The organism is Vibrio sp. vnigr-6D03 (assembly GCF_002835515.1).
Lineage (GTDB): Bacteria > Pseudomonadota > Gammaproteobacteria > Enterobacterales > Vibrionaceae > Vibrio > Vibrio penaeicida.
Map to the genome: position 1 here is coordinate 1 of NZ_PIZL01000050.1, position 13213 is coordinate 13213.

Consider the following 13213-nt stretch of genomic DNA (forward strand, 5'->3'; position numbering starts at 1 on the left):
TTAACTGATCGGCATTAGCCTATTGGCTGCCTTTTTTGTTTCCTTATTTGACGAAAGTATGATTATTGCCAACACTTACTACTTAATGGTTATATGCAACATGTACATATATAAAAATAAGATCAAACTCTAGAGAAAGTTGATGACACATTAATTTTCACTGTTGGTTGGGAGAAGATATTGAGGCTTAAAGCACGGTTGTTGTTGATTACAGCAATTGGACTGTTTCCTGCTATTGTACTTATGGCAGCAAATTCCTGGTGGCAATTTATTCAAGAAAAGTCAGCGGTGGAACGCTGGGCTTCTGGTGTTGCTGAGCAACTAGTCAGGGAGCAAGCGCTCACTCTGTCAGAATCAGAGCGCTTCTTAAATACCATTAGTTACTCTTATGAAACACTTATCGATAACAAGGTGCAATGCCAAGATGTACTTCGTCATTGGCTAAAATTGAGCCCCTATTTTTCAAACCTCATTATTTCTTCTCCTAATAATGATCAAAGTTGTCAGGCGACAAACATACGTAATGATGTCGATGTCATCGTGAATCAAATTTATGTTCAGCAAGCCATATTGAATCAGAAGTTATCAATTGGTGAAGTGCTGTCTGGCACTCGTGCAGATAACCCCTTTTTACAAGTTGCCTACCCTTTAGGAGTATTTAATGAAGGTAGCCGAGCAGCGATCGTTGGTGAGCTTTCATTTGATTGGTGGCAAAGTAAATTGCTACAGATGGATATCCCTTACAGTGCATCCATTAACTTGGTTGATGTCCACAAAAACGTATTGGCTACAAATGGGTTAAAGCCCGAAAATGTTATTTCTGATGAGCGGCTAAAAATTGAAATAAACCGGGTACTATTTCATAACATCCCTTCGTCCCCAAAGATAGTCATATCCCTTTCTTCTAGGGGGTTTTCTCAAGTTGTTTTTGAAAACTTGGCTGGAAATATCTTGTTTCTGGTTTTCGGTTATTTGATGGCTATCGCCATAATTTGGTGGGGTTTTTCGAATACGGTTTTAAAACCTGTTTTTGAGTTGCTGAGAAGAAGTAAACAGTATGTCGATGACTTTTCTTCAGGAGCGCCAGCAAAGCTCGATGAGCTAGAAGGTTTTTGTGAGCAATTTGACCGTGTTCTAATAGAGCAGGATGAATTAAAACACCAACTTATTGAGCAAGGTGCCCATCTTAATCAGGCTTATAATCGCTTAAATAGCTTATTGGATAACTCACCGTTTGGGGTGGTTGAGTGGGACACAAACCTCAGAATTCAAAGGTGGTCGACGCTATGCGAAACCATATTCCAGCTAGAACAGGATGAAGTGGAAGGTAGAAAAATTAACCAACTGCCTGTTCTTCTAAAGCGGCATATGTGGTCAATTGAGCCATTTTTGAAGCTCTATCAACACGGTAAAGACAGTAGTAAACGTATAGAGATCGGTTATCGTGATGATCTTGGTGGAGAAAAAGTCCTCAAGTGGTGTTTTTCCGCAATCTATGACGATGCTGGCGACCTGTCGAGCATATTGGGTTTGTTTGAAAATGTAACGCAGCATGTCGAGTATCAACGAGAACTTGAGTATCACGCACGCTACGACAGTTTGACAGGGCTACCCAACCGCTATTCTGCCTTACAGCTTATCTCTGACCGCCTTACGAAGGAGGTAGAGTTCTCTGTCGCGCTGCTAGATATAAAAGGGTTTAAACTGGTTAATGACCATTATGGGCACGAATATGGCGATATGCTTTTGGTCGAGTTATCTGAGCGTATTAGCGAAAAATTACAAAGAGACGAAGGGTTTGCAAGATGGGGAGGTAATGAGTTTATCTATGTTCTTCCATTTGTTGGTGAGGCGCGAGTGAGTGCGAGGCTGGAGGAGTTGATAAGCGAAATTGCACGCCCAATTGAACTCGGAACCAGCACTTATTCGACTCAAATAAATTGTGGGGTAACATTATCGGACAAACCCGTCGAGTCCCCCTCTGAACTGATACGTCTTGCTGACTTGGCCATATTCTTTGGTAAAAAAGAGAAAAACAAAACGATTAACTTCTATCAGCCCTCCATGTCTGAAATTGGCAGCGCTCAGTTTGAAACAGAAAGTGAGTTAAGGCGCGCAATTACCAATAATGAGTTCAAGCTGGTGTATCAACCAATCTTAAACAATCGGTCACAATTGGTTGAGTCGGCCGAAGCTTTAGTGCGATGGAATCACCCAGAAAAAGGTTTGATCCCGCCCTCTCACTTTATACCAGTGGCTGAAGATTCAGGTTTAATCCTAGAAATAGGAAACTGGGTCTTAGAGCAAGCCATATCTCAATTGAAAGTCTGGATAGATGAAGGGCTAGGGATTAAAGACATTGCTGTTAACTTATCCGCTCTTCAAATTAATGATGCAGGCTTTGTCTCAAATATCAAAGAAATACTAGAACGCTACAAACTCCCTCCACAGCACCTCACACTGGAAGTCACCGAAACGTCATTATTGGCAAGTTATACTGATGTCATTGCGAAAATAGGACAACTAAAAGATTTAGGAATAAAAATTGCACTTGATGATTTTGGAACGGGTTATTCGAGCTTGAGCTATTTGAATGAATTACCACTGACAAAATTAAAAATTGACCGTTCATTTGTGGCAAGAATCGATGAACCTCAAGAGCCCACCGTACTGTTAGATGCGATTATTTCTATCGCACATAACATGGGTTTAAGTATTGTGGCCGAGGGAATCGAAACCTTATCTCAATACGAGTATTTGGAAGCAAAACAGTGTGAATTTAGCCAAGGTTTTTATTTTAGTCCCCCTATTGATGCTAATTCGTTCCAAGCGTTACTTGCACAAAAACAGTGCATGAGTGCACCAGTTAAAAACAATTAATTAACGAATCTCCAACGGAAAGCAAACGTTTGCTTGTGGTCGCACAATTGTTGGCATGGATCGCAAAATAATGATTGTAATTGCATATGCATTGAGTTAAAAATAAGCTCATAAATCGCACTTCGTAAAGTATAAATATAAAAGTGCAAAATAATAAATATGAACAATATCAGTATTTTTCGCTTGATTTGCCTGGTGGAATGAGAAAGTTATTAATAGCTTCCATTTCTTAAAACTTACGAATCAGGCTCACTATGTGAGTGGCAGTATCTCTCCAAGGAGATTTTCATGGAGTTGCACATGCGTTACACAAATTGCGATGCATGTAATGTCGTGTTTCACCTCGGAGCAGAACACGGTCTCTGCACATGGACGTATGACCCAACAATCGAAACACACGTATTTCGTTAGTGCGGGCATAAAACTATAAGATATGGAGATATATAATGGCTGGTGTATTAGGAATGATTCTTGCGGGTGGGGAAGGTTCTAGACTAAGACCCCTAACAGGATCACGCAGTAAACCCTCGGTGCCTTTCGGAGGAAGCTATCGCCTGATAGATTTCGCTCTGAATAACTTTGTAAACGCAGATTTAATGAGAATTTATGTTCTCACGCAATTTAAATCTCAATCCCTTTATTTGCATATGAAGAAAGGTTGGAATTTGTCGGGTATTACAGACAGGTTCATCGACCCTATTCCTGCTCAAATGCGTGACGGTAAACGTTGGTATGAGGGTACGGCAGATGCTATCTACCAAAACATTCGGTTTATCGAATTAGCGCAACCTGATCAAGTTTGCATTTTTGGTTCAGACCATATCTACAAAATGGATATCAGGCAAATGCTTGATTTTCATAAGAGAATGGAAGCGAAACTTACGGTTTCAGCTTTGCGGATGCCGCTTAAAGAGGCGTCGCAATTCGGTGTTATCGAGGTAGATAAAAATGGAAAAATGATTGGTTTTGAAGAAAAACCAGAAAATCCAAAGTCCATTCCTGGTAACCCTGAGGAAGCGTTGGTTTCGATGGGAAACTACATTTTTGATGCAGACTCATTGTGCAAAGAGTTACGCGAAGATGCGGACAGCGAAACATCCAGCCATGACTTTGGTAAAGACATTATTCCAAAGATGTTTCCATCTGGAGAAGTGTATGTTTACGATTTCTCCACCAACAAAATAAATGGCGAAAAGGGTTCTACCTACTGGAGAGACGTCGGCACAATAGATTCTTATTGGGCGGCGCATATGGATCTACTTGAAAAAGATCCTGAGTTTTCTCTTTATAACCGAAGCTGGCCATTGCATACCTACTACCCACCTTTACCGCCAGCAACGTTTGTTGATACTAATGACGATTGTCGTGTACGCGTCAACGACAGCTTAGTGTCTGGCGGCAGCTACATTCAAGGGTCATCTATCCACAAATCTGTTCTAGGCTATCGTAGTAACATTGCAAGTGGCTCGATTATTAGTGAATCTATCCTTTTAGGTGATGTAAAAATTGGTGCAGGTTGTAAAATACGTCGAACCATTATCGATAAAGATGTCGAAATTGCTCCAGGGACGATTATTGGTGAAGATCTAGAGCTTGATGCTCAGCGCTTCCACGTTTCCCCTGAGGGTGTAGTCGTCATCAAGAAAGGAACGAAAGTTGGGTTCTAGTATGGATCGAATGAATATCTGGTTTACGGTTTCTGAAGCCGAAGGCTTGGTGAAAAGTGGTGGCTTGGCAGATGTTGCCAAAGCCCTACCTAAGGCCCTTCAAGTTCTAGGGCATGATGTATCAATAGTTATTCCGGGGTATAGAACCTTACCTGGATTAGAAAGTGCCGAAGTTGTGCTCAATACAGAGTTAGATTTCTGGCCACATGTTCGCTATCAAGTAAAGAAGTTATCGCTAGATGGTGTTCCTGTATATGCCGTTGAATGCCACAAATATTTTGATCGCAGTGAATTGTATGCGGAATCCAATCAGGCGTACCCAGATAACGGAGAGCGTTTCGGTTTTTTCGCCTCTGCTTGCCTCGATATTCTTCCTAAACTCGGAATAAAACCAGACATTATCCATGCTAATGACTGGCATACAGGGTTAGTACCATTCTTATTAAAAACTCGCTATGAACATGATGAGCGCTTTCGCTCCATTAGAAGTGTTTTAACTGTGCACAACGCGATTTTTAAGGGTGTCTATACCTATCACGACTTGGAGATTATTCCTGAGCTGAACCTGTCTGGTTTAGAGCGACTGCAATACGGTCAAGATCGCATCAGTATGTTACGCGCAGGTGTTGCGTTTGCGGACAAAGTGAATGCTGTTAGCCCTAATTATGCCGCAGAACTGATGACCGCGTTAGGGTCACACGGAATGGTGGACGATTTTGTTCATCGCAGTGCAGACCTATATGGGATTCTTAATGGTTGCGATTATAGTGAATGGGATCCGAAGACGGACAAATACCTAGATCACCATTATGAGGCTGAAGCTTCGAGTATGGTAAAGGGTAAGCAACTCAATAAATGCCAATTACAGGAAGAGGTTGGGTTGCCAACAAAAGAGTTGCCTGTCTTTGGGATGGTTTGTCGTTTAACACACCAAAAGGGGTTCCACTACCTTTTACCTGTCATAGAGCAGTTTTTGCGAAATGACGTTCAGCTAGTGATCGTAGGCACGGGTGAGCCTCAAGTGGCTGCAAAACTCCATGAAGTTGCGAGTCGATACCCAAACAAATTTTCGTTCATTGAAGCTTACAACAATCGCTTAGCACATTTGGTTGAAGCTGGATCAGATTTCTTCCTGATGCCTTCAGAGTTTGAAGCATGTGGGTTGAACCAGATTTATAGTATGGCTTACGGAACACTTCCGATTGTACGTGAAGTGGGTGGTTTAAAAGATACTGTGGTTGATTACGATACGGATGAAAAACTTGCGACTGGCTTGAGCTTCTTAGAACCCACACCAGAAGCATTGTTGATCGCGATGCAACGGGCACTGATTCTGTACTTGCAGCAACCCGGTGAGGTTCAACGTGTTCGTTTGAATGCAATGAACACGGAATTTAGTTGGGAAGCGTCGGCTAACGAGTATGTGAATATGTATCAGGCTGCGTTGCTGTAAAACAGGATTAGGCTTAGTGTAGCCTGCTTGCGTAAAACCTCTGATGACAATAGCCTCTCAATGAAAATTGAGAGGCTTTTCTATGGTAGGAGGAGCTTGACCACCCAATTTACTCATATTGTGGTAAGCTTTTACCTAATAGAACTAGAAAGATTCATAATATTTGTTAAGCGATGTCGAACCCTTTGTTATTTCATAAGACTTATAACCACCCCACCAGTAATGAGTGGGTGGTCTTTGTTCATGGTGCTGGTGGTAGCTCTTCCATTTGGTTTAAGCAGATTAAAGCCTACAAGCAGCATTTTAATTTATTGCTTATTGATCTCAGAGGTCATGGGCGGTCGAACAATGTTATTCAAGATCTCCTTAAAAAAGGCTATACGTTCAAAGATATCTGCCAAGATATCTTGCAAGTATTGGATCACTTAAAAATTCAATCTGCTCACTTTGTTGGTATGTCTTTAGGAACCATCATTGTGCGAAACCTTGCTGAGATAGCCTCAGATCGAGTATCTACCATGGTATTAGGTGGGGCGGTAACTCGGTTTGATATTCGTTCACAAGTGTTGGTTAAAGTTGGCGACTGGAGTAAGCATTTCATTCCTTACATGTGGTTGTACAGCTTGTTTGCTTACATAGTCATGCCACAAAAAAATCAAAAAGAATCGCGACATCTATTTGTTAGGGAAGCGAAAAAGCTGTGCCAAAAAGAATTTAAACGTTGGTACACCTTGGCCGCGGATGTAAACCCGTTGATGAAATATTTCCGCGAAAAAGAAATCCCGATCCCAACGTTATATCTGATGGGAGACAGAGATTATATGTTTCTTCGTCCAGTCAAAGAAATGGTGAGGATTCATAAACGCAGTGCGTTGATTGAAATTCCTGATTGCGGTCATGTGTGCAATGTAGAAAAGCCGGACATTTTTAACGAAAAATCGATAGGGTTTATTCGTCAGCATGCTCGCTGATGTGGTGCCCACAGTTCCAACAGGCACCAAATTGAGATTCTATCCATTCATCGCATTTTGGACAGCACCAGTTTGGCTTTGATTGGCTAGCGGTTTGATCAGTATATGACTCCACAATCTTCTTGGCTTTGTCGTACTGAAATTCGTTGTTTAACCAAATATAGGGTTCAGTATCGGGACCAAATGGAAGCTCACCCTGCAAGCCAAACAACCCTTCACCGCGAACTTCGACATCGATTCCCTGTGCCTTTAGCAACTCACATACAATATGAGCTTCTGTAGGGAGCGCAGTAGAGTATACCTTCATAGTTCGTCCAAAATAGTGAATGAGTTTTAATTATGACAGTAACTCGCCCATAAGAGTCTGTGCGGGATAGGTAAACTGTGAATTTCAGCAATAAAAAAGCCTCCAAAGGAGGCTTTTTAGCATGAAGGTTTAACTAACTTAAGCGTTTCATTAATTCATCACGTCTATCTTGAGGAATCACGGACCAGTGAGTGCCATTAATTGCACCCTCTAGAGCCCATAGTAGCTCTAAACCAACATCGCTTGAATGAGTCTGCTTGATGGCTTTGAAGGCTTCAACAGAACCGAAGTTTTGCAACTCCTGAACGGAAGAGATTCCTGCTTTTTTGAGCATTCTTTCTGTACCCAAACGTAAATTAGGCAAGTCTTTCAAACGCGTTGGTTTGGTTTCGGCTTGCTTTTGTTTCTCTGTTCTTGCAACTTTCAGCGCTAGAGAAGCTTTCTCTATGATGTCATTGGTATTATCCCAACTGGTTTCTGGGAGAGCAAAATACTTGGTGACAACCGGAAACCCGCGCTTCTTGTACACATAAGGTTTTAAACCTTGTTGTTCGAACTTTTGAGCACTTTTTGAGTCAGCTCTGATGTGTAAAGTGTTTTGAACGACTAAGGCGAACATAGTGTCATCGGCGAAAACGCCAAAACCACCAAACATAGAACGTGATTTTATCGTCCCTAATGGTTCAAATAGCTTCAATGAGTTTTTAAGTATTGGTTTATCCATGCTGTACTGTCTCGGCTAAAGAAGTTATGCCACTACTAAGTTCAGGTCCGAGAAAAAATAGCAAAGTGATGCAGTCAGATGTCAGAGTTTGGTTAACTCTGGAAAAGAAGTATGCATATTTGCCATCGGCAACCCCGCTACCATATTGATTTCAAATAAATCCATTTAGGCCGGAAGCTTTGCGTCCCACTTTTTCAAATGGTTTGCCCTGTGCGTGACAATAAAATCATAGAGAAAAACCGGAACAAGCATCACATCAAAATGCCTTATGTGTGATCTGCCTTCAAAAAATAAATGTACAGATATAAATATTGTTTCTTATTTGGGCAATAAAGCAAAAAGCCTGACATATAGCCAGGCTTAATTAGAGTTAACTAATTTAATTTAACTTTTTAACAGAACTTCTCTCTACGATTTCAGGGTGCATCTCAAAGATGCGTTTATCGTGCTCTTTGTCCTTGATTCTTTGGAGAAGAATTTCAAATGCCGTTTTACCTACTCGGCGCTTAGGCTGGTGAACGGTCGTCAGAGGGGGAGAAAAGTACCCTGATAGCTCAATATTGTCGTATCCAATGATTGATATGTCATCTGGAACACGGACGCCGTTCTCTTGAAGACGACTAATAACGCCGAGTGCCATAAGATCATTAAAGCAGAAAACGGCTGTTGGTCTGTTTTCCATAGCAAGGATCTTGTCCGCCGCTAAGACAGCGGTATCACATTCGAAGTTACCAACAAGTATGCGTTCTTGCTTAAATTCAATGTCGTATTCTCTCAGCGCTCGCTTGTAGCCAATGACGCGTTCAATACAAGCCACTTTTTCTTCGTGACCAGTAAGGCAGGCAATATCAGTATGACCATTGTCTAAAAGATACTTTGTCGCTAAGTAACCACCTTCCTCAGAGTTATCTATGATCTTATCGGCTTGGGAACTCTCCGGACCCCAATCCATGATCACTTTAGGAATGGATGAGTGAGTATCAAGCATTTCACGAAGATCTTCAGTTAAATCTGAGCACATAACCAAGATGCCATCCACGCGCTTTTCCGCAAGCATACGAATATAATCCCGTTGCTTTTCATATATCCCACCGGTATTGCACAAGATCAACGTGTAGCCTTGGCGATAACAGTAACTTTCAACGCCATCAACGACTTCTGCAAAGAATGGATTAGAAGACTGTGTAACTAACATACCTATAGTACGAGTCGTATTGCACTTTAAGCTGCGCGCAACAGCGCTCGGTGCATAGTTTAGTTCTTCTACTGCTTTTTTAACTTTTTCTTGTGTAGTTTCAGCAACAAAGCGTGTTTTATTTATAACATGCGAAACCGTTGTAGTTGATACTCCGGCAAGTCGTGCGACATCTTTAATAGTGGCCATAAAACAAATATCCTATAGAGCCGAGCTGAGGGGTAAGGTGCTAAATTTAAAGTAGCTAATGTTTTCAGCATGGCGGATTTCATTGTGTTATTAAAATCGACTAAAAACACAAAAACCGCTATTAATACAGCGGCTTAGTTAATGCTTTTCAGCGTTTCATATTTTATCGTTTGCGATCACGATCTTAGTCTTTAATTTCGTATGTGACAATGGAGTGAATCGTAAAAAATTATACCAAGTGTCACATTTATGAGGAATCCTAATAATTTTTAAGGGTGCTGTTTCATATTTAAAACAAATTAGCTCAATATTTTAAGTAAAGCCTTCGAGCTCAATACTATCAAGATGTCCCACCTTGCCGGATTACTCGCCAGAAATATATTGGCGGTCTAGTTCGACAAAACTCACAAGCAATTGTGACAAAGCCGCGTAGAACCCAAAGCCATCATGATTTTTGCAGTTCTTGTTAAATATTGGAAGCCAAGTCATGAGATGCGTATTTATAAACCACAGCTGTTCTCGCAGTGCATCTTCAAATTGCTCGTTCGTTTTTAATTCATTTGAGCGAATAATGAGGTTACCCAAAAAGTCCAATTGAATGGCGAGGTGATCTGCTGGTTCGTTAAAACCCTCTAGCAAAGAGACACCTTTTTCTCTTAACAATGATTCCATTTGTTTCGCTGGTTCATCATTGAGCAGACCGGATTTGTAAATAGAGGCGTATGGCAAGGCCGCTTTTTTATCTGTGGTCAGAAATAGACCACAAAAATCCGCAGCGAGTTCTAACTGAGCATCTTCTCTGTCTTGGAGTTTATTCAGAGATTCGATAAGTTGCTGAGCCGCCGGTTTTAAGGTTTCGTTTTCTGCAAGACCGCTAATGAAGCCCCTGATTTCAGCAGTGTGGTAATGCTCCAACTCTTCTTGTTTCAGTTCATGAGCAAAAAGGCTAGAAAGCCACCAGTAAATCTCTGCGCGCTTTTCGTTGAATGCTTTTGTTTCTTGCATAGCGTTGCCGCTCCGTATGAGGTTATTGGCGCAATTCTAACGAATTAAGATGAACAGAACTAATCTAAAGTATGGCAAGAAATGAAAATATAAATCAGGTTATGAATAGGGGCCAAATTGGTTGCTTTGAATCAATAAAAGTTAGGAAATTGCCTTCTTTTTAACGAATTCGCTAGAAATGTAACTTTTTGTGAATAGAATATAAAGAGTCGCAAATAGACTGTGGCAAGTTTGTCTTTATATTTAGATTAAAGTCGAACAAATACCTTATATATCCTTATAAATACAAAAGAAAGTGGTGTAGATGAGCTATCACGTATTAGTCGTAGAAGACGATGTGGTTACCCGTAGCAAGCTGGTGGGCTATTTCCAGAATGAAGGCTATCAAGTTAGCGAAGCTGAAAGTGGCGAGCAAATGCGCGCAATTTTAGAAGAGCAATCTGTTGATTTAGTCATGCTGGATATTAACTTACCAGGCGAAGACGGGCTAATGCTGACTCGTGAACTACGCAGTCAATCTGATATAGGGATCATCCTCGTCACAGGACGCACGGATAGCATTGATAAAATTGTCGGCCTAGAAATGGGTGCCGATGATTACGTGACAAAACCTTTTGAGCTTAGAGAGCTTCTGGTTAGAGTAAAAAATTTGTTGTGGAGAATTTCCGCTGCACGTCATGCTCCAGCGAAAGAAGACAGAAAAGAAGAATCTGGGCAACTAATCCGTTTTGGAGAGTGGACGTTTGATATCCAACGTCGTGCACTTAGCCGTAATGGTGAACCTGTTAAACTGACCAAAGCCGAGTACGAGTTGCTTGTGGCTTTGTCTTCACACCCAAACAAGGTTCTTAGCCGAGAACGTATATTAAACATGATTAGCCATCGTGTTGATGCACCTAATGATAGAACCATTGATGTTTTGATTCGTCGAATGAGAGCTAAGATGGAGTTCGATCCGAAAAATCCACAGATTTTTGTCACCGTGCACGGTGAAGGTTACATGTTTGCTGGAGATTGATTCTGATATTGACTTTAATCAGCAGTAAATGATTATTAAGATAGAAAAAAACCGAGGGTAGCATCCTCGGTTTTTTTGTTGGTAATAATTTGATATCTCAAGCTAATTTAAGAAGCTTCATTGAGCTGTGCGTTGGAATTAGTTGCAAAATCTCGAAGGGTTTGCCACCAAAGCCCCAAACGTTCATGCCAATACGTTTCTGTCCATTCCAAGTATTTAGCTTGAGGGCGGTACTTGTTCCATGGCTGCATAGTGCCATTGGAAGCCAGAAAGTTCGTAGGTGCTGGAACGGGGTCAATACCCGCATCATTAAATTCACGCAGCGCACGTGTCATATGGCTTGCCGAAGTGACAAGTACCAGTTCTTTGTTATTTACAAATACGGAAGCTTGCCTTGCTTCTTCCCACGTGTCTTTTGCTGTCTCCAAAAGAATGATATCGGGTTTTGCGACGCCTAATGCGAGTGCTACTTTCGCCATCATTCGAGCATTACTGATCTCAGAGCCACCAGCGTAGCCAGACAAAATCAATTTTGCACCGGGATACATCCTTAGAATGCGAATACCTTCGGATAACCGCATTAATGCCGTTCTGCTTAATTCCGATGTTGGTGGAATATCATCATCAACAACGTGACCGCTTCCCAACACCATCACATAGTCAACAGTGCCTTCTATGGGGAGAAAGCCTTTGTGTTGACGCTCCATCGGCATCAATAGTCCACTGGCAACAGGTTGGAAAGAAGAAAGGAAAATGCCAGTGAAAGACACGAAAATCAAAAAACAGCCAGTACCTCTTTTTAAGGTGAACATGACCAACAATAGCCCCACCACACCAATTATTAAAAACCCCGGGAGCGGCATCAGCAGCGCAGAAAACACTTTTTTCAGCTCAAACATACTTAAATAGTCCGAAAAATCATCACTTGATTATGAAAAAGGCTAACAAGCCTTTATTACTTCTTATCCTGTGACAGAATAAGCGGCACGAATAGATATAATAACCTAAGCCACAGTGACAGAAGATCGTAATTTCGACGATATTGCCCACAAATTCGCAAAAAATATTTACGGATCTGAGAAAGGTGATATACGTCAAACCATTGTTTGGGAAGATTTAATTGTAGCATTAAGTGAGCTAAACGATGAATGTTGCCGTTTAAATATCTTGGATGCAGGTGGCGGGCTTGGGCAAATGTCGCAAAAAATTGCTCAACGCGGACACAATGTCACACTCTGTGATCTATCTTCTGAAATGCTAAAACTGGCAAAAGTAGACATTGAAAAACACGGTTTGCTTTCCCAATATCAGCTAGTTCACTCTCCAGTTCAAGAAATTGAACAGCACCTCCACGAGAAAGTTGATATGGTGCTTTTCCACGCGGTGATGGAGTGGTTAGGAGACCCGAAATCGGCGTTAGAAACGGTTTTGAAGCAGATAAAGCCAGGTGGTATCGGCTCTATCATGTTTTATAACCATCACGGCTTGGTTTTGAAAAACGTGATATGCGGCAATATTCCACACATTTTAGAAGGAATGCCGCATAGAAAACGCTTTAAACTTCAGCCCCAAAAAGGTTTGAAGCCGGAAGAAGTCTATCAATGGATAGAGGATGCTGGGTTTGAAATTTGTGGTAAATCGGGTATTCGGTCCTTCCACGACTACATAGGTAATATGGAGTTCATGGGCGATTATCAATTTGAAGATGTATTGGCACTTGAAAGACAACTGTGTCGTCAGGAGCCTTACCTTTCTTTAGGTCGCTACATTCATGTTTGGGCGAAAAGAAAGGAATAATAAACAG

Annotated in this window: 11 protein-coding genes and 1 riboswitch; of the genes, 6 read left to right on the forward strand and 5 right to left on the reverse strand. The window is 41.4% G+C overall.

All coding sequences use genetic code 11. The features are described 5' to 3' along the window. Positions 1–180 precede the first annotated feature (180 nt). The 4 genes from CW749_RS26475 (at position 181) to CW749_RS26490 (ending at position 6971) form a co-directional block, all read left to right on the forward strand. On the forward strand, positions 181–2880 hold the full coding sequence (locus CW749_RS26475) for an EAL domain-containing protein (RefSeq protein ID WP_101115472.1): 2700 nt from the start codon (positions 181–183) through the stop codon (positions 2878–2880). A gap of 446 nt (positions 2881–3326) precedes the next feature. Further along, positions 3327–4547 (forward strand): glucose-1-phosphate adenylyltransferase, encoded by a 1221-nt coding sequence (gene glgC / locus CW749_RS26480; protein ID WP_101115473.1) that lies wholly within the window; start codon positions 3327–3329, stop codon positions 4545–4547. A 1-nt stretch (position 4548) separates the two neighbouring features. Then, positions 4549–6000, forward strand: a complete 1452-nt coding sequence (glgA, locus tag CW749_RS26485) for a glycogen synthase GlgA (RefSeq protein WP_101115474.1) — start codon at positions 4549–4551, stop codon at positions 5998–6000. A gap of 173 nt (positions 6001–6173) precedes the next feature. After that, the gene (locus CW749_RS26490; protein ID WP_101115475.1) at positions 6174–6971 is read left to right on the forward strand and encodes an alpha/beta hydrolase; all 798 of its coding nucleotides are present in this window, start codon (positions 6174–6176) and stop codon (positions 6969–6971) included. Here CW749_RS26490 and CW749_RS26495 read toward each other — a convergent pair. The 4 genes from CW749_RS26495 to torD all read right to left on the reverse strand — a co-directional run bounded on the left by CW749_RS26495 (position 6949) and on the right by torD (position 10391). Beyond that, positions 6949–7278, reverse strand: coding sequence for a DUF2007 domain-containing protein (locus CW749_RS26495; RefSeq protein WP_101115476.1), 330 nt, complete (start codon positions 7276–7278; stop codon positions 6949–6951). The two genes, CW749_RS26490 and CW749_RS26495, sit on opposite strands and share 23 nt — an antisense overlap. 133 nt (positions 7279–7411) lie before the next feature. Next, a complete protein-coding gene (locus CW749_RS26500; protein ID WP_101115477.1) occupies positions 7412–8002 on the reverse strand; it encodes a TfoX/Sxy family DNA transformation protein in 591 nt (196 codons plus the stop codon). Between the two features lie 124 nt (positions 8003–8126). Next, a riboswitch (cyclic di-GMP riboswitch) is annotated at positions 8127–8220 on the reverse strand. A 161-nt stretch (positions 8221–8381) separates the two neighbouring features. Beyond that, entirely contained in the window at positions 8382–9386 is a 1005-nt protein-coding gene (purR, locus tag CW749_RS26505) for an HTH-type transcriptional repressor PurR (protein WP_101115478.1), read from the reverse strand. 363 nt (positions 9387–9749) lie between these two features. After that, positions 9750–10391 (reverse strand): molecular chaperone TorD, encoded by a 642-nt coding sequence (gene torD, locus CW749_RS26510; RefSeq protein ID WP_101115479.1) that lies wholly within the window; start codon positions 10389–10391, stop codon positions 9750–9752. Positions 10392–10695: 304 nt separating this feature from the next. Here torD and torR point away from each other — a divergent pair, with 304 nt between their 5' ends. After that, the gene (gene torR / locus CW749_RS26515) at positions 10696–11409 is read left to right on the forward strand and encodes a two-component system response regulator TorR (protein ID WP_101115480.1); all 714 of its coding nucleotides are present in this window, start codon (positions 10696–10698) and stop codon (positions 11407–11409) included. Between the two features lie 107 nt (positions 11410–11516). Here torR and elyC read toward each other — a convergent pair whose 3' ends face one another. After that, on the reverse strand, positions 11517–12308 hold the full coding sequence (gene elyC, locus CW749_RS26520; RefSeq protein ID WP_101115481.1) for an envelope biogenesis factor ElyC: 792 nt from the start codon (positions 12306–12308) through the stop codon (positions 11517–11519). A gap of 115 nt (positions 12309–12423) precedes the next feature. Here elyC and cmoM point away from each other — a divergent pair, with 115 nt between their 5' ends. Continuing rightward, positions 12424–13206 carry a tRNA uridine 5-oxyacetic acid(34) methyltransferase CmoM gene (gene cmoM / locus CW749_RS26525; protein WP_101115482.1) on the forward strand — a complete coding sequence of 261 codons (783 nt, stop codon included), beginning with the start codon at positions 12424–12426 and terminating at the stop codon, positions 13204–13206. Positions 13207–13213: the final 7 nt, after the last annotated feature.

Coding starts and splice junctions, on each gene's coding strand:
- torR (WP_101115480.1), top strand. CDS start 10,696: ATGAGCTATCACGTATTAGTCGTAGAAGACGATGTGGTTACCCGTAGC.
- glgC (WP_101115473.1), top strand. CDS start 3,327: ATGGCTGGTGTATTAGGAATGATTCTTGCGGGTGGGGAAGGTTCTAGA.
- purR (WP_101115478.1), bottom strand. CDS start 9,386: ATGGCCACTATTAAAGATGTCGCACGACTTGCCGGAGTATCAACTACA.
- elyC (WP_101115481.1), bottom strand. CDS start 12,308: ATGTTTGAGCTGAAAAAAGTGTTTTCTGCGCTGCTGATGCCGCTCCCG.
- CW749_RS26495 (WP_101115476.1), bottom strand. CDS start 7,278: ATGAAGGTATACTCTACTGCGCTCCCTACAGAAGCTCATATTGTATGT.
- CW749_RS26490 (WP_101115475.1), top strand. CDS start 6,174: ATGTCGAACCCTTTGTTATTTCATAAGACTTATAACCACCCCACCAGT.
- glgA (WP_101115474.1), top strand. CDS start 4,549: ATGGATCGAATGAATATCTGGTTTACGGTTTCTGAAGCCGAAGGCTTG.
- CW749_RS26500 (WP_101115477.1), bottom strand. CDS start 8,002: ATGGATAAACCAATACTTAAAAACTCATTGAAGCTATTTGAACCATTA.
- torD (WP_101115479.1), bottom strand. CDS start 10,391: ATGCAAGAAACAAAAGCATTCAACGAAAAGCGCGCAGAGATTTACTGG.